This window comes from Psychrobacter sp., from assembly GCF_030457785.1.
Taxonomy (GTDB): Bacteria; Pseudomonadota; Gammaproteobacteria; order Pseudomonadales; family Moraxellaceae; genus Psychrobacter.
In genome coordinates, this window is record NZ_JAKDUI010000022.1 from 1 (window position 1) to 18,751 (window position 18,751).

Consider the following 18,751-nt stretch of genomic DNA (forward strand, 5'->3'; position numbering starts at 1 on the left):
CTGCGTAATTAAAATCTCCCAAGTTTATGTGTACGGATTTGACGGCAGGGGTCAACACTGCCTCGTAGCTTGTTGGCAGCATCCCAAAGGGCTTCTTCGAAATTGTCGCTATTTTTGGCATTGGTTTTGGCGCTGTTTTTAGTATTGCTTTTGGCATTGGCCTTATCGGTTTTGCTTGCAGTTTTTTTAGCCATATTGCTTATTTCTCTATTGGTTTTATTTTTGCTTGTGGTTGTATTTTTGCTTGCGCTTGCGCTTATGATTGACGGATATGTATCTAGAGCGTGTCCAACATGCCCTAATATGGCGCACTGCCCTAAATATTATCATAAGTTGCTTAATATACGGGATTGTATTCTTTGTAGCGCTGATATTGGCTTGTTTTTCTGCTCGCCTATTCTGTTATTCACTAAAAAACAGACTGTTTATGACATAAACGAATATACTAATGCCAATTCACTACGTGAGTGCATGTCGGTGATACCTCATAATAGCGGCAACGCTTATATTGAATGAATTCGTCAAATGAATTGCCGGTAATATTATGAACACCTTTCCATTATTTTTTAAGTTAGAAACCCGCAAAGTGCTGATCGTCGGTGGTGGCGATGTGGCACTGCGCAAGGCAGATTTGCTGAGCCGTGCAGGTGCGTGTATCACTGTCTTAGCGCCTAGCATAGATCACGATATCGAAGCCTTGCTAAGCGATAGCAAGCACCAACTCATCTATGAAAACTATAATAAAAGTTATATGTCAGGTGCTCGGATCATCATCGCGGCGACAGACGAAGAAACGCTAAATCATCAGATCCACGCTGATGCCACTGAGCGAAACATCCCTGTAAACGTCGTCGATACACCGCATTTATGCGACTTTATATTCCCTGCGATTGTCGATCGCAACCCCATCGTGATCGGTATCTCGTCCAATGGCAAAGCGCCTGTGCTGGCTCGCCTGCTGCGTGCACGTCTTGAGACTTTGATACCGCAAGGCTACGGCAAACTTGCCAAACTGGCTGGCGAGTTTCGTAGCGAAGTCAAAGCAAAAATACCGACGCTCACAGGACGCAGACAGTTTTGGGAGCGTGCGTTTGAGGGAAAAGTCAGCGAGCTGATGTTTGCTGGCAACGAAGACCAAGCCTCTGCATTGCTAAAGTCTGATTTGGACACGACTGCAGCCGCTATCGGTAATAGCAGCACAGCCTCAGAAACTGCCCCTGTAACGAGTGTCGCAAAGGCAATGCTGAATAATGATGCATCGCAGGCAAACGCTACAGAACAACATCTATCAACGCAATCAGAACAATCAGCGCAGTCAGCGCAAACGGAAATGGGCGAAGTCTATATCGTCGGTGCAGGTCCTGGCGATCCAGAGCTGCTGACGTTTAAAGCCTTGCGTCTCATGCAGCAAGCCGATATCGTCTATTATGATGCGCTCGTCTCCCCGCAAGTGCTGGATTTGTGCCGTCGTGATGCGGACAAAGTATATGTCGGCAAAAAACGCAGCAACCATGCTGTGGCTCAGCTGGGTATCAATGAGCTGTTGGTCAATAGCGCCAAAACAGGTCGCCGTGTGGTACGGTTAAAAGGCGGTGATCCTTTTATATTTGGGCGTGGTGGCGAAGAGATAGAAAGCCTACGGGCGCATGGTGTTCCGTATCAGGTCGTACCGGGTATCACGGCTGCCAATGCCGCCGCCAGCTATGCAGGCATCCCACTGACCCATCGAGATCATTCACAGTCGGTGCGTTTTGTGACTGGATTTCTCAAAGCAGGCGCACCCAATAGCAACTTTAAGAGCTTTTTAAATACCGATGAAACCCTGGTGTTTTATATGGGATTGCATTCATTGCCACGTTTGACAGAAGGCTTGATCGACGCTGGGCGCAGTGCTGACACACCGATTGCCATCGTCTCCAATGCCAGTATGCCCAATCAGCAAGTATTGACTGGCACACTCGACAACATCGTCGCTCAGCAGGCAGAAGCACAACTCCCCACGCCAGCGTTACTTATCATGGGTGATGTGGTCAGCTTGCAAGATGATTTGGCTTGGTACAATCAGAAGAAACCACTAGACAGTCAGCATAACAATCAACGCAATGGTCAACACACGCATGACACAGCGCGCAATTGGTTGCGTGGTGGCGTTGCTAATACCGACAAAGCTCATGCTGACAAAAACCACTATAACCACAAACAGCCTACGGATGCGCGCAGTACAGATCAGCAGGCACATGCGCTCTCAATGGTGGCAAACCTAGCCGCGGCTGATGATGATTTGCAAGAGCTGGTCGTTAGTTAATAGCAAGCTCACACATACGATTAGCGGTGTCAAAACCGCTTAGTCTACAGTGTGTCGTACTTGCACTTATTTTTCTTAAAACACAAAAAAAGCCCTATTCATTTAATTGATAGGGCTTTTTTCGGTGCCGTATTTAAGCTGTATTCAAATTGGTTGTGTTGCCAGCATTAAGAGCCAGTTTTGCTTTTCTTGATGACTTCTACAAGCTCGCTACGAACAGAAGAAGCGTCCGTGGGAGGGTTGCTGACTGTCGTGTTTTTGATAAGTAGGGTGTATTCGTAATTAGGCTCATAATCAAAGCCGTCTATGCCACTATATCGATACTGCCATTCTGATTGACTGCTATCTTGACCCGCTGGCTTGGTCAGCAAGCATTTTCGTGGCGCCACACCGATGCAGTCTACTTTATGATCCGCAATCATGATTTCTCGCAGCACGTAAGGCATGGCCGTGACGGTCAGTTGGTGCTCATCTGACGACGCTGCCACCATGTCGCTGGTAACTTCGATGCTGGTCACTTCGATATAGTCACCTTTCGCCAGTTTTTGATACTCATTTTGCTCACCAAGGCTAGATTTGCTGATCGATACGTTATGGGTGTCGCCTTTCTGATCCATCATAGTGACTGTTTGCTGTTCTCTGTCTTGCATCACAACCTCTGTCACCTGCCCGATGATGGCCTCAGAGTGACTCGGTGTCAATGACTGCAACATCGAGCCAGTCGGAGAAGTACTCGGCAAGCTGCTGTCTTCGACTTGACTCACGCTTGCTCCATTGTTGGTATCTACCAGCGCATGATTGTTGCAGGCAGCCAAAGAAAAACCAGCGACCAAAGCCAAAGTGGCTGTTTTGATAAACGACATAACTTACCTTTATTTATGATAATGGGTGTATTAGGTGATAAGCCTAACATTGACATCTAGCAGAAGTTTATTATTTACGTTACCACATAGAAAAAGGCAACATAAAACCAATCGTTGCCCGCATCTCTCCGCTGCAAGAGATAAATAGCGCTCACAAGCCTTTTATTCCGTCGCTCTTATAAATCTTTCAATAAACAATTGCGTCTCGCCAAAAACTTCGGAGTCATCGTATGTCGTAGCAGATGCTGCGTATGTACCCGGCTGCAACTCAATAATGACACGAGAATTTTCACTGTCACCATAATCGTCGTTTTCTTCAAGAATTCGTCCTTCAGAATCCAACACCCGCAAGACCGTATCAACACCCTCGTAGGAGCGAGCACGGATATCGAAAAGTGATGGCTCTTCGACGTCAAACACAACCCAATTTGCTTCATCAACCAAATAGAAATTGCTGGTAAACTTGGTTCGTAAAACGCCGGCATCCGTAACGGTTTCACCTGTACGGGACAATGGGAATGCTTTCCCCATGTTGATAGCTTGCATTTCAACTTGGGTTTCATCAATAAGGACCGCGGTTACAGAAATAGTATCTGTACCGCCATTAACATCGTCAACTTCCAAGCAATACCGCCCCGCTTCTAGTGCCTCGGATGTATCGATTTGCGCGTTCAGACCGTCATAATCATCGTTTGCAGCGATAATCGCCCCATCCTCATTCATAAGCCTCAGATAAGGATCAGCAGCGTTATGGCTGGCTTTGATCTGAACAAATGCATCGACATCCAGATCAAACCAATAATTTGCCGGTTGAGGCGGTGCGACACCTATCTCAACATTTTCACCAAAAGTTATCGCCGAACCACCAAAAACTTCGCTATCTGCAACGCACATAGCATGTGCCCCGCTAGAAATAGACACACCCATTAGAAACGAGGCTGCGCCCACGGTCAGGCGTCGATGTAAAGATAATTTCATAAAACTTCTCTCCAAGAATATATTCGCTATTAAAGCCTAACGCGCTAGAGCTGTCCAACTTAAATTTTTATCAGGCTAGAAATCCCGCAAGAAACTTGGCAAATAAGTCAGGTGAAATTTCATTAAACGGTAAAGATATTAGTAAGATGACGCCTGAATACACTAATATAAAGTTTTTTATCAGCTCTTTACTTATTGTTGTGCTCATATTTTATGATAGGCGCAATTCATCACAATTCTTGTTAAAATAAAACCCTTTTTATTTATTGCAATTAAGCTTACCTATGTCCGCAGCCGATATTTTAAAAAAAACCGTTAACCCGCTCACCATCCTTCATACTTCCGACTGGCATTTGGGTCGCAGGCTATATGGACGCATGCGTTATGAAGAATTCGAGGCATTTTTAAAATGGCTAGAAGAGACGATCAGTGCGCAAAAGGTCGATGTGTTAATCGTCGCAGGCGATATATTTGACACCATGACGCCAAGCAACAAAGCCCAGGCACTCTATTATGAGTTTTTGGGGCGTGTGTCTCGGTCTTGCTGTGAGCATATTGTTATCGTCGCGGGCAACCACGACTCCCCTACTTTTTTAGATGCACCGAGCAATGTCCTTAAATTTTTGAATGTGCACGTCATCGGCACCGCCTGTGATAACTTGAACGATGAAGTATTGCTGCTAAATGATGCAAACAATGCAGCACAATGTATCATCGCGGCAGTACCCTACCTACGTGATCGCGATGTACGCAGCAGCACTGCTGGCGAGTCTACCGATACCAAAGACGCCAATGTCATCAAAGGAATCAGCGCCCATTATGATGAAGTGGCTCGTATCGCGAAACAAAAACAGAGCCAGTTGATGACAGATTACCAGCGTCATATTCCCATCATCGCGACGGGGCATTTGTTTGCGGCAGGTGGCACTACCACTGATGACGATGGTGTTCGTGACCTCTATGTTGGCTCACTCGGCAAGATTTCCGCAGATATGTTTGATGACTGTTTCGATTATGTCGCACTTGGGCATCTACACGTGCCGCAACGTGTCGGCGGGCGCGAGCATATTCGCTATTCAGGCTCGCCTATTGCCATGGGTTTTGGTGAAGCTCGCCAACAAAAACAAATACTACTGATCCAGTTTGGTGAGCATTTGCCAGAGCATAACCATGTACCAGAGCATGATGCCGCAATCAACCCAGCAGCAAATACGACTGCTGAAATTAGCGATAGCGACTCTTCATCTAAAGAACCCAAAAACAATGAAAAACCTGCAAAACAAGTCAATGCTCAGGTCAATGCTCAGGCGAATCTTCTGATAGATGACCTATTTGGCTTTGATGATTTTGAAGCAGATGCAGATGTAAATGCAAATGCAGATGTAGATACAGACCGTGACGAGTTAAAAATCGATACGTTCTCCGATGCGACTACCAACTCCGATGAGACTGCCAAAACGTCAGCAGATACGACAAGACTGCATCATAACGACGCCAACGCCATGCAAGTCATCTCACTGCACATTCCTTGCTTTCAAAAGTTGGCACAAGTATCGGGCGATTTGCCCACGATTGAAAAAACCATTCGATCGATTGAGCTGACGATTGACCCGACGATCGATCCGACTATTGACCCGATAACGTCCATTTGGTTAGAAGTGATATATGACGGTGATGAAATCGTTCATGAGCTACGAGAAGAAATCAACGCCATGATCAAAGATCGGCCTTATGAAGTATTGAAGATTAAAAACACACGCACTTATAATAAAGTACTTAATCAAGAGCAGACTTCTGAGACGCTACAAGACTTAAATGAGCTGGACGTCTTTGATCGCTGTCTAGAAGTAAACGACATAGCCAGCACTCAAAAGCCGTCATTACGCGATGCCTATCAACAGATACTGCATAATATCTACGACGATGATAGCCAAGCTGAATAAAGTCTTGCTCGTCAGCCCTACAACACGCCATCAACCCAAAAAATAAAGACTGAACCATGCGCCTAATCGAATTACGACTCAAAAACTTGAACTCCCTCAAAGGTGAATGGCGCATAGATTTTAGTGACCCTGCTTTTATCAATGAAGGTATCTTTGCCATTACTGGGCAAACAGGCGCTGGCAAGACCACCATATTGGATGCAATATGCCTTGCCTTGTATAGTCAAACGCCAAGGTTGGGCGATATCACTGGCTCAACCAATGAAATAATGACCCAAGGTACAGGTGAATGCTCAGCAGAAGTCATCATCGAAATTAATAGCAAGCGCTACCAATGCTACTGGTACCAACATCGCGCACACAAAAAAGCCAAGGGCAACCTGTTACCTATTAAGCATGAGATCAGTGAAGCTGCCACCGGTAAGATTTTAGAAGAGAAAAAATCTAAGACATCAGCTTACATCCAAGATCTAATCGGCATGGATTTTAACCAATTCACCCGCTCCATCATGCTGGCACAAGGCAGTTTTGCTGCTTTTTTGAAGTCTGATACTGGCGATAGAGCAGAGATTTTGGAAAAAATAACGGGCACGGCCATCTATGCCAAAATATCGTCAAGCGTCCATGAAAAAAAGCGCATGGAAGAAGAGACGCTGGGCAAACTACAAGCAGGTGTTGATGGCTTATCATTGTTAAGTCTTGATGATGAAAAGCAACTCACAACAGAGCTAGAGACCCTAAATGAGCAGCAGGAAATACAACGACACAGCTTCAAAACCCTAAGCGAGCAGATGCAATGGTTGGATAGTGTTGAGCAGTTAGCGCAAGACCAGTTGACCTATCAAGATGACTTTGCCGCCGCACAACAAGCGCATCAGGCGTTCACACCAGCAGCAAAGCGCTTAGAAGTGGCGAATAAAGCCTTAGAGCTTGAAAGCCAGTTTCAAGCTCTAAGCCACAGTCGAGAGAGTGTTAAGCAGCTAAATACTGAGCGACAAGGCTTGCTTGATCAGATCCCTGAACAGCAGAGTAAGCGACAGCAAACCAAAGCTGCGCTTGAGCGTTGCGACGCACTCGCCAACCAAGCCAAAGACAACCTACGAACCACCTTGCCAATTATCGCCAAGACTCGCGAATTAGATGCTGATATAAAACAACACACCAATGCCTTAGCAGACGACACTCAACGTAAACAGCGCTTGACCAACGATATTCAACAGTTACGCCAAGAAATAACCAGCCATAAACAAAGCGAGCAACAGACTAAAACACAGCTCCGTGATATCGAGACGTTTTTTTCGGACTATCAGGAGCTGAACGATCTTGACACCGATATCGCAACTTTTGATAGCAACGGTCACCGATTAAAAACCCTATTACAGGACAATGTCAGGCTGACCAAAGAGACAGCAACGCATGACCAACACACCAGCGTGCTACATACTCAGCGAGACAAGCTCGCTGAAAAACAAGAAACCAATGAAAAAGCAATCACCAAACAGCGTGATGAGCTCGCCGATTTACAAAAACAGCAAGCGGACATCATTCGAGAGCAGCCGCTTGCTAGTATGCGTCACGAACAAGATCAAGTCGATGACATCCACACTCAGCTAGCACAAGTCAGCCATCAGCTACAGCAGTTGTCGGATGTTGCCAGCCAAATCAACGATACCAATCAGTCTCTACCAAAACTGAACGACGAATTAGCAGCTTTAGAAAAATCGATTGCTCGTCACCAGTCAGACCTGCAAGAGGCCAAAAAACAAAAACATGACAGACAAGATCTGCTAAACGCCTTACAAACCGTCGCAAGCCTAGAGGAACATATTGCAAAACTAGAAGACGGCACCCCCTGTCCGCTTTGTGGCTCGCAACAACACCCTTATGGCACATATCATCCACTGCGTGAACATCACAACGCCAACCAACACCAACCGTCTAAAATACAACAAAATCAGCAAAAAATATCTGAAATAGAAGCCGTCATTGACGGTCTGCAGCAAGATTTATCACAATACGATATCGACCATGCGACCCAGAAAGAAATGCTGAACAGCCAACAGCAACAGCTAGCGCCGCTACAGCAGAAGCTCAATGCCATTTGTGTTGATATACAGACCTGTTTGTCCTCGCTTTTTGCTACTGAGAACAACTATCCCTCATCGGTTGTCAGCCTTATCAACCCGCTTTCTCAAGTCTGCGATGATCTAAAAATTTCCGATATTACGTCCGATACTTCCAACAATACCTCTAATAATTTGGCGAGTATAGACAATACCGTTCATACGGAAGCCATTGAACGTGCCTTGTCAGTACTAGCCATTATTCAACAGAAACTGCTCGCTCACAAACAGTCCCTGAAAGCCCTATTGGTTGAATATGAAAGCTTAACGGACAGCGTTTCCACGCTGAGTCGTACCATCGAAGCCGAGGAACGACAGCAACACACCCTAACGAATGAGATGAACCAGTTAGCGACAGAGCTAAAACTTCATGCGCAAAAAATTGACGGTATCGAAGACAAAATCGCAGACAACTATGCTGAGTTAGCGCCTATTATGAGTGTTCTTTCATCGGTAGTGCTCAAATACCCTATTCATAAATACATTACTCACAACTTGCTTGCCAAAAACAGCAGAGATGCTGTAAATAACGCTCTGAGTAATACTGTAAACAACACTCTAAATGATGCGCCAACCTATGCCTTGAGTCGCATAGACTACGAAACAGAAAGCGCCACAGCGATTGAGCACACCCTTGAGCAATTGAGTCATCGTATTTATCAGCAGACGATCATGGATGACGCTGATTATGGAGATCATATTGACAAACTGCGTCAACAGCGCAGCGCGCTTGGTCAGTTAAGACAAAAGCTGAGTGAAACTAAAATCCACCAACAGCAGATCGACAATCAATTGAGCAGAATAGCTGCGCAAATTGAGATCGAGCAAGCACAGCTCTCCAAGGACGAAACAGACCTTGATGAGTTAGAGAAAGTCATTGCCCAAAAGTTAGAAAAGATTGACCAATTAAACAATCATAGAAAAGAGATTTTTGCAGATAAAAACACCGACGCTGAAGATGCTCAATTACGCCACGCTGTGGATACTGCTAACTCCGCGCTAGTCAATGCACAGCGACAGCTAGATACTGTGCAACACGGCTTAGAGCAATTAAATCTAAGAAAGCAACAGCTAGACGTGCAACACCAGTCTGCGGTTACCACCATGGACACGCAACAACACACCTTTGCAGAGTCACTCACAGACTCACAGTTCGTGGATGAAGCTGCCTTTGTGAGCGCTCGCCTACCTAAGTCGGAGCGAGAGACACTGCAGGCACAAAAACTGGCGGTTGATAATGACTTACAACAAACCAAATCACAGTTGGACACCACCCTCAAAGCATTAGCGGACAAACGCGCGGAGCCGATGACGGATGAAAGCCGCGAGGTGCTAGCAGGTCAGCACGCTCAAATACAAACAGACATTGAGAACCTCAGTCAGAGCATCGGTGCCATAGATCAAAAACTTAAAGACAACGACGATAGAAAGTCAGCACAGGCGGAGCAGCTCATAGCCATTAATGAGCAAAAACAAAATCTTCAGGTCTGGCAACAGCTGCATTCGTTAATCGGCTCGGCTGATGGAAAAAAATATCGCACTTTTGCGCAAGGCTTGACCTTCGACATCATGGTCAAACACGCCAATGCCCAATTGCATAAAATGAGTGACCGCTATTTGCTGGCTCGTGATGACAATAGCCCACTTGAGCTCAATGTCATCGACAACTATCAAGGTGGTGAGATTCGTAGTACCAAAAACCTGTCAGGCGGTGAAGGGTTTATCATCAGTTTGGCGTTGGCACTTGGGCTGTCAAAAATGGCCAGCCACAACATCCGTGTGGATTCGTTATTTTTGGATGAAGGATTCGGTACGCTTGACGAAGAATCACTTGATATCGCGCTCGACACGCTCACCAGCTTGCAGCAAGAAGGCAAACTCATCGGGGTTATCTCCCACGTTCAAGCATTAAAAGAACGAATCTTAACCCAAATCAAAGTACAAAAACTCTCTGGCGGTTTTAGCCAAATCAGTGGGCAAGGTTGCCAAAAAATAGAGCGCTAATGCTATAGCCGGCAAAAATTAATATCGATACAACTATATTTCTAGCAAAGTTTCTGGCAAGATTTCTGGCAAATAGTGCAGACAACAAAAAAACCACCGTTAGTTGCTAACGGTGGTTTTTTAGTCAGTATTTATTGATACTTAATTTATTTACTCACCAACCCACTCACTTCACTCATAAGTACAGACAGCGTTGAGAGACCTATTTGCGCATCTTCGTCATTACGATACATCTTATCAAGCTTTTCCATCTCCGTAATAACACCTTGCAGCTTATCATCATGGCGCTCTTTCCACTCACCAAATGCTTGCTTGGTATTTTTCTGGGTCAATAAAGCGTCCATCAGCATGTGCAGGCTACGAGATAACTCATTGACTAATGCATGACGGGCGCGGCGATCCCAGTAATCTTGTTGAGGCAATGTCGCGATGTGTTCCATCATCCAGTCTAACTGCAACACTTGATATGCCTCAAAGTACAATGTGGCGATATCATCGACTGGACGCTCGTATTTTTCGGCCAGTAATGCAGCATCAAGCGCATCGACATGGTGAGACAGCATCGCAAATAGCTTGGCGTCCTCATCAGACAGATCTTGCTCAACCAATTTGGTGGTGTCTTCTTCTAAGTATTGTGCAAATTGCTGCTCAATAAATCCACCTGCTTTGGTCAGTTTTTCGACACTGATACTGAAACGACTGATCATATCAGCGACTTGCAAATCTTGACCGAAAGCATTGATAAACCAGACCACGCCGCGCTCAAGCGAGTCACGTAAGCGCAGCTCTAGATTGAGCAATAGCTCAGCATCGACCTTATTATCCATGGCTTCAAGTGCTTTCCATGCTCTTGAGACATTGAATACATCACGGCTAATCGCATAAGCACGAGTGATGGTATCCAAAGACTGGTCAGTTTCTTCATAAAGACGGAACAGTGCCTCAATGCCTAAACGGTTCACCACACTATTGGTCAAATACGTGCTGATAATCTCACGATGTAATCGATGCTGAGTCATCTCATCAAAGAACTGTGAAGCCAACTCATCAGGGAAATATTTACGCAGCTCGTTAATAAAGTACGGATCATCTGGTAAATCAGATAGCAACAAGTTGTCATAGACCCACATTTTGCCATAAGCCAAGACCACAGCCAGTTCAGGATTGGTCAGTCCCACATCGATTTTTTGACGTTTTGCAATCTCTTCGTCGGAAGGTAAATACTCAATCGCACGATCAAGGCGCCCTTCTTTCTCTAGCATTTGGATAAAACGCTGATGGTCACTTAGGTTTTCCGCTGCTCTGTTGTGACTGAGCTCAATCGCTTGTGGTTGTAAGTAGTTCTGACGTAGTACCAGATCTGCGACGGTATCGGTCATGCTTTCGAGTAGCTCATTACGCTGCTTTAAGGTCATATCACCTTGCTCGACGACTTTGCCCAGTAAGATTTTGATATTGACTTCATGATCTGAGCAGTTAACACCACCCGAGTTATCAATCGCATCCGTATAGATACGACCACCCGTTTGTGCGTATTCGATACGACCTCGTTGGGTAAAGCCCAAATTGCCGCCCTCACCGATGATCGCGGTCCTCAGCTCACCGCCATTGACACGTACGGCGTCATTAGCACGGTCACCGACATCAGCATGCGTTTCAGTTTCACTTTTCACATAAGTACCGATACCACCGTTCCAAATGAGATCGACAGGTGATTTCAGCAATGCACTGATAAACTCATTTGGCGCGAGACTGTCTTCATGGATATCGAACAGTGATTTCATTTCAGCGCTGATAGTGATGCTCTTGTCTTGACGTGAGAACACCCCACCACCTTGACTGATCAATGATTTATCATAATCGTCCCAAGTCGAACGTGGTAGCTCAAACAAGCGTTTGCGCTCTGCATACGAATCAGCAGTGTCTGGATTGGGATCGATAAAGATATGCAGATGGTTAAAGGCTGCCACTAGCTTCGTATTGGTAGAGAGCAGCATACCGTTACCAAATACATCACCACTCATATCACCAATACCAACCACCGTGAACTCATCACTGCCTTGGATGTCCATGCCGCGCATACGGAAGTGACGCTTCACTGACTCCCAACCTCCTCGTGCGGTGATACCCATCGCTTTATGGTCATAACCTACCGAGCCGCCTGACGCAAAGGCATCATCGAGCCAAAAGTTATATTCAGTTGCCAAGGCATTGGCGATATCAGAGAAAGTCGCCGTCCCTTTGTCAGCAGCAACGACCAAGTACGGATCATCTTCATCATGACGCACGGTATTGGCTGGCGGGACTATCGCGCCATCGACGATATTGTCAGTCACATCGAGCATGCCGCGAAGGAAGGTCTGGTAACAAGCAACCCCTTCGGCTTGGAACGCTTCACGACCATCTGCCATGGTTTTGTTTTTGACGATGAAGCCGCCTTTAGAGCCCACTGGTACAATTACCGCGTTTTTGACCATTTGTGCTTTTACCAGTCCGAGCACTTCGGTACGGAAATCCTCCATACGATCCGACCAACGCAAACCACCACGAGCAACTTTACCGCCACGTAAATGTACTGCTTCTACGCGAGGAGAATAGACAAATATCTCAAACATCGGTTTTGGTTTGGGCAGATTAGGAATATCCGCTGCCAAGAACTTAAATGATAGACGGTCTTTACGGTCGCCATCAGCAGTGGTTTGATAGAAGTTGGTACGCACCATGGCATTGATTAAATCCAGATACCAGCGCAAAATACGATCTTCATCTAAGCTATCAACACCTGCGAGCGCCGTGATAATCTGTTGTCTAATCTGAGAAGTTGCACTTGCGCGCTCCTCATCACTATATTTAGGGTTCATACGAGCGTCGAATAGACTGCCCAGTGTCACACTGATGTCGCTGTTTTTGACCACTGTTTGCTGAATGTAAGCACTAGAGAATGGCGCGCGCGCTTGTATCATATATCGTGACAACGCTCGTAGTACAACCACGTCGTATGTGCCAAGTGTGGTCGTCAGCACCAACTCATTCAATGGGTCACTCTCAACCCGTCCAGCCCAAATCTGCTTGAGACTGTCTTCAAACTGACCACGCACTACCTGCATGTTGACGGTATCGACATGCTCCAAGATCAGCTCGTACTCTTGCATCCAGATTGGTTGCTCTGGCATGTCAAACTCATAGGTCTGCGCTGAGATTACCGATACACCAAAATCTTCTAAAATCGGTAAGACCTTGGACAAAATAACGGGCTGCTCGCGACCATATAACTTTAGATGTAGCTGATTTTTTGCATCTCCTGTCGATTGATATAAATGCCAAAGCATCGGTTGCTCATCTGTCAACCCAGCCAAACGTTTGATATCTTCGACAGCCGTACGCTCATCAAACTGCTCTTGATAAGCCGCAGGAATATGGCTCAAAAACTGGCGATTTAACGCATTGGCTTGCTGCTCACCAACATTATCAAGCAGCATTTTTTGATAGGTATCACTCCATGACTGCATCAGCGCCGACAGTTTGCTTTCAAGGGCCGCAGTATCAACATCCTTGACTTCACCCGGTACCGTACGGACATGGACGTGGACACGCGCGTGAGCAGATTCGTTGAACTCAGTAGTAAATCCTGATGATGTGCCACCAAAGGCATCTTTTAACGCATCTTGTACCTTGAGGCGCATTTCGGTATTGAACTTATCACGGGGAATATAAACCAAGCATGAGACAAAACGCTGATAATGGTCGATACGACTGAACAAGCGCAAACTCTTCTTGTCTTGTAGGTGACTAATGCCCGACACGATAGGATATAACTCTTCTACGCTGGCTTGAAACAAATCATCGCGTGGCAAGGTGTTAATCACATGCATCATTTTATGATACGCATGACCATCACGCGGCAAGTTTGCCATTTTCATAATCTTATTGGCTTTCTCACGCAATAATGGTATTTGCTGGACGGTCAGTTGGTATGCCTGAGAAGTCAGCAGACCAACAAATCTGTACTCACCGACCAACTCGCCATTGTCATCAAACTTATGAATGCCTAAAAAGTCCATGTAGACAGAGCGATGCACGGGCGATACGTGACTGGATTTTGACAACATCAAGACTCGAGGCTCAGTCAGTAGTTGTTTTAATATTTTTGGCAATTGACTAAAGCTTTTTGAAACCTTATCTTCCTCATCACCACGTAACAGTCCAAGACCACTATTGCCAATAGCAAATAAGTCTAAATCAGACGCTTCAGAATTGACCTCTACCGATTTATGTCCTTCTAGACGATACTCTCGATAACCAAGGAATATAAAATGGTCGTCCAATATCCACTCTAAAAACGCTTTTATCTCTTGTTTGGAATAAAAGACTTCAGGGAGTGGCTGTGTAGAAAGGTCATTTTTTATTTCTGTCAGCTGTGCACGCATTTGCTTCCAATCACCGACGACCGTGTCAAGCGTATCAATTTTGGATAATAACAACTGTCTTAGTGCATTTAGGCTATCGCTATCTTGATAAGCCACTTCACAGTGAATCAAAGACAAATGTGAGGTGGCACTTTCTTCAGCATTGCTGACTTGGATGGGGTTCCCATCGTCATCACGTTCGACATCAACGATGATATTGTACGTACGATGCACGTCGATTCCTTCTGCTTCTAGGCTCATCAAAATCGTATCTACTAGAAACGGTCTATCATAAGCCACAACTTGGATGACGGTATGCGAGCTGTGAAAGTGCTGTTCTTCTGCTTTGGGGTTCAAAACGCTTAACTGTGGATTGCCACTCACATAAGATTTGAGTAGCGTGAAATGATGCAGTGCCATACCAGCCAAGTCAGCGTTGCTGATCGCCTCGGCCATTTCTTGATGTAGCGACTGATAGTAGCTATGAATAAAATTATCAAATAGCGACTTGTCTTTTTGTACATAACTGATCGCAATATCACTTATCTGATTGATACGTTCTTTTGTAATGTTTAGAGAGTTTGGCATGTCCTTTATCCTTATCTTTTTTATAGATGTGGTTTCAGTATTATTAATCTTGTTTTACCGTTGTTTATCTGGTTTTGTGCCCATCGTTTTGCTCATATGCTCTGAGTCGCCATCCTTAAGGCCATAAATATCTTTTTAGTTATTTTTTGGCTGGTTCCTTTATCGCACTTGTATCGTATTTACATTAGACGAATACATAGCAAGATGGATTTACACCGCTTTCCTGCTTCAGTGTAACCCACCCAATACATTTGCTAAAGTGTCAAACATCATTTCATAGGTTGGTTATAATTCGATAACCTTTCCTCATGAACCTTGACCCTTTCTTATGAACCTTTACTAATGAAACAAAGCACCGCTAACAAGCTGCAAATGAATACTCGTAGTAATTTGTGCGGTTTTTTTGTTAGAATACCTCCGTACATTTACATGCTTATGCGTGTGAGTATCACTCATTATTAACTTCAATGCTAAGGGCAAAACATATGATGAATATTTTGGTAATTGGTTCAGGTGGTCGCGAACACGCGCTAGCATGGCAGTGTGCAAAAGACAGCAATGTGAAAACAGTTTACGTTGCACCTGGTAATGCAGGAACCGCTCTAGAACCTAAGTGCCAAAACGTTGTTTTAAAGCCTAGCAGTAGTGAGGTTGGCGAGCATAGTGCTGTCATAGATTTTTGCCAAAATAATGCCATTGATATGGTTATTGTAGGGCCTGAAGCGCCTTTAGTCACTGGTATTATTGATGCATGTCGTAACGCTGGTATCAAAGCATGGGGTCCGACGGCTTACTGCTCGCAGTTAGAAGGCTCAAAAACCTTTGCTAAAGAGTTTATGGCCCAGAACAACATCCCTACCGCCGCCTATCAGGGTTTTACCGATGCCCCAGCCGCCAAAGCTTATGTCGATGAGCAAGGTGCGCCGATTGTCATCAAAGCCGATGGACTCGCTGCTGGTAAAGGCGTCATCGTTGCAGAAAACATCGAACAAGCGCATGCAGCAATCGACGACATGCTGGCTGACAACAAGTTCGGCGACGCTGGTAGCCGCGTGGTGATAGAGCAATTTTTGAAAGGAGAAGAAGCCAGTTTCATCTGTATGATTGATGGTGAGAATATCTTACCGATGGCAACCAGCCAAGATCATAAACGTGCGTTTGAAGGCGACCTCGGCCCAAACACAGGTGGCATGGGCGCTTACTCTCCTGCACCAGTCGTCACTCAAGATGTCAATGACAAAGTAATAGAAAAAGTTATCCAACCTGTGGTTGATGCTATGAAAGAAGCGGGACATCCGTACACTGGATTTTTATACGCTGGCTTGATGATTGATGAAGCAGGCGATCCATACGTGATTGAATTCAACTGCCGATTTGGTGATCCAGAAACACAGCCTATTTTGATGCGTTTACAGTCTTCCATGGTTGATTTGGTCGAGCAAGGTCTAAAAGGTCAACTACCTACTGAGGCTAAATGGGACTCTCGCCCTGCCCTTGGTATTGTCGTTGCATCAAAAGGCTATCCAGAAACCTCTTCAAAAGGTGATGCCATCTCGGGTTTGCCAGAATTAGAAGCTGACACAGCAGTTAAAGTTTTTCATGCAGGGACAGCATTTGCCAACGACGATGCAGTAGACAGTGAAAAAGAAGTTGTCACCAACGGTGGCCGTGTCTTATGTATCACCGCACTAGCAGATAGTATTTCTGACGCTCAGCAAGCAGCACTTGCGGTGACTGGTGCTATTAGCTTTGATGGTGCACAGTATCGCCGCGATATTGGACATCATGCCATTGCTCGTGAAAACGGTTAATCTTTAAGTTATTAACCAAGTAGACAGCTACCGTCGCTTGTTCTAAATAATGAAAACCACTTATTTTCTTCGAATTCGATCTAACTGCGTGCTAGGTCGAATTTTTTTGTGCCATTTTTTCGATAGATATGGGCGTGTTGAACACTCACAAAAATCCCAGACAACCGCATAACATATATCACCATAGCAAAACCATACCGAGGCTTTGGTAGTATTTGATCTCATTCGTCTCAGCCTCAACAACCAAACCTAGTTTAATATGGTACAATTTTACCCGTACATCGTATCTCCCTTGTATTGTAGGTGTTGAGCCCACAAATAGATAGCAACTGGATGAATGATTATATTTATGGCAAATGATACCTCTAGACCTACTGACCACAAACAATCAATCGATAACCTCAAAACCTCAGGGTTTGAGCGTCGCATGTCGATTGCAAAAACCTCCCTAAACATTGGGCGTCGTTGGGCAGGAAATAGCGTTTCTGGTATGTTTTTAAATAAAGAAGCTCGCACCGCACGCAACCAAGTATTTATGGAAACACAGGCAAATTATCTTGCGTCCGAACTGGGTAAGCTAAAGGGCTCAGTCGTAAAAATCGGGCAAATGCTAGCGATATATGGCGAACATATTTTGCCTCCTGAAGTCACGCGCGCTTTGCAAATGTTAAATGATGATACAGCTACCTTATCGTGGCCAACCATCGAAAAAACTCTGCGTGATTTACTGGGCAATGATTTAAATAAGTTAGATGTCAATCCAGTACCTATTGGTACAGCATCACTTGCTCAAGTGCATCGTGCTACTGTGATTGAAACGGGAGAGGAGGTTGTACTAAAGGTTCAATATCCAGGCGTGGCAGAGGCTATTAATTCGGATTTGGGTCTATTTAAGCAGCTGTTGAAAGTCAGCAATATCGTACCGCAAACCCGAGCACTTGACGCCTGGTTTGAAGAGATACGTGACCTACTCCACCATGAAGTCGATTATGAAGCAGAGGCAGCAACGACTGAACGTTTTTATGAACGGTTAAAAGATGATCCGCGTTATATAGTGCCTAAGATTAACCGTACTTACTCAAGAAAGCGTTTGCTCTGTATGTCTTATGAGCCAGGAGCACCAGTGACTTCTGAAGCGCTGCAAGCACTGCCCCATGAACGCCGCAATGCCATTGGTCTTGCTGCCATCGAGATCATGATGAAAGAAATATTCGTTTGGGGCGAGATGCAAACTGACCCAAACTTTGGCAACTATCTGATCCGAGAAGCCAGTGACGAAAACGAAATCGATAAGTTGATTTTATTAGATTTTGGTGCTATCCGAGAGTTTGATAACCACCTATTGAACATTGCTCACGGCCTATTGAAGGCAGGCTATCATCACGATCATCAATCGATGATGGCGGCTATGGTTGGCTATGACTTCTTTGATACTATGAGCGAAAAAGTACGCTCGGATATTGCTTCGTTGTTTTTATTAGCAACCGAGCCGTTTAGTGACCCGACTGTCAATCCTGATATTCCAGCTGACTGCCTAGATCAAGATAATCGTTATATCTGGGCTAACAGTAAGCTACACTCTCGCCTCTCTTCGGAGGCATCACAGGCTATGCAATCTTTTGAGTTCAATTTACCACCAAAAGAATTTATGTTCATCAGTCGTAAGTTTATTGGTGCTTACACGTTTTTGACGGTTTTAGATGTTCATACTGACTCTGATTATTTGGTTA

Annotated in this window: 9 protein-coding genes; 5 read left to right on the top strand and 4 right to left on the bottom strand. The window is 45.1% G+C overall.

The features are described from left to right. Positions 1–8 precede the first annotated feature (8 nt). Positions 9–194 carry a hypothetical protein gene (locus tag L0J61_RS02335; protein ID WP_301464710.1) on the bottom strand — a complete coding sequence of 62 codons (186 nt, stop codon included), beginning with the start codon at positions 192–194 and terminating at the stop codon, positions 9–11. Positions 195–544: 350 nt separating this feature from the next. Between L0J61_RS02335 and cobA the strand changes: the two genes are divergently transcribed. After that, the gene (gene cobA / locus L0J61_RS02340; protein WP_301464711.1) at positions 545–2,305 is read left to right on the top strand and encodes a uroporphyrinogen-III C-methyltransferase; all 1,761 of its coding nucleotides are present in this window, start codon (positions 545–547) and stop codon (positions 2,303–2,305) included. A gap of 167 nt (positions 2,306–2,472) precedes the next feature. Here cobA and L0J61_RS02345 read toward each other — a convergent pair whose 3' ends face one another. Both L0J61_RS02345 and L0J61_RS02350 read right to left on the bottom strand, forming a co-directional pair. Then, entirely contained in the window at positions 2,473–3,168 is a 696-nt protein-coding gene (locus tag L0J61_RS02345; RefSeq protein WP_301464712.1) for a DUF4377 domain-containing protein, read from the bottom strand. A gap of 162 nt (positions 3,169–3,330) precedes the next feature. Next, a complete protein-coding gene (locus tag L0J61_RS02350) occupies positions 3,331–4,146 on the bottom strand; it encodes a hypothetical protein (protein WP_301464713.1) in 816 nt (271 codons plus the stop codon). A 284-nt stretch (positions 4,147–4,430) separates the two neighbouring features. Here L0J61_RS02350 and L0J61_RS02355 point away from each other — a divergent pair, with 284 nt between their 5' ends. Further along, entirely contained in the window at positions 4,431–6,089 is a 1,659-nt protein-coding gene (locus tag L0J61_RS02355; RefSeq protein WP_301464714.1) for an exonuclease SbcCD subunit D C-terminal domain-containing protein, read from the top strand. Between the two features lie 56 nt (positions 6,090–6,145). Then, the gene (locus L0J61_RS02360) at positions 6,146–10,216 is read left to right on the top strand and encodes an AAA family ATPase (RefSeq protein WP_301464715.1); all 4,071 of its coding nucleotides are present in this window, start codon (positions 6,146–6,148) and stop codon (positions 10,214–10,216) included. A 146-nt stretch (positions 10,217–10,362) separates the two neighbouring features. Here the strand turns inward: L0J61_RS02360 and L0J61_RS02365 are convergent, their stop codons facing one another. Further along, complete coding sequence (locus tag L0J61_RS02365) at positions 10,363–15,210, bottom strand: NAD-glutamate dehydrogenase (protein WP_301464716.1); 4,848 nt, start codon at positions 15,208–15,210, stop codon at positions 10,363–10,365. Between the two features lie 488 nt (positions 15,211–15,698). Here L0J61_RS02365 and purD point away from each other — a divergent pair, with 488 nt between their 5' ends. After that, a complete protein-coding gene (purD, locus tag L0J61_RS02370; RefSeq protein ID WP_301464718.1) occupies positions 15,699–17,021 on the top strand; it encodes a phosphoribosylamine--glycine ligase in 1,323 nt (440 codons plus the stop codon). 349 nt (positions 17,022–17,370) lie between these two features. After that, positions 17,371–18,751, top strand: a 1,381-nt coding sequence (locus L0J61_RS02375; protein WP_301464717.1) for an AarF/ABC1/UbiB kinase family protein, incomplete at its 3' end; no start/stop codon positions are given.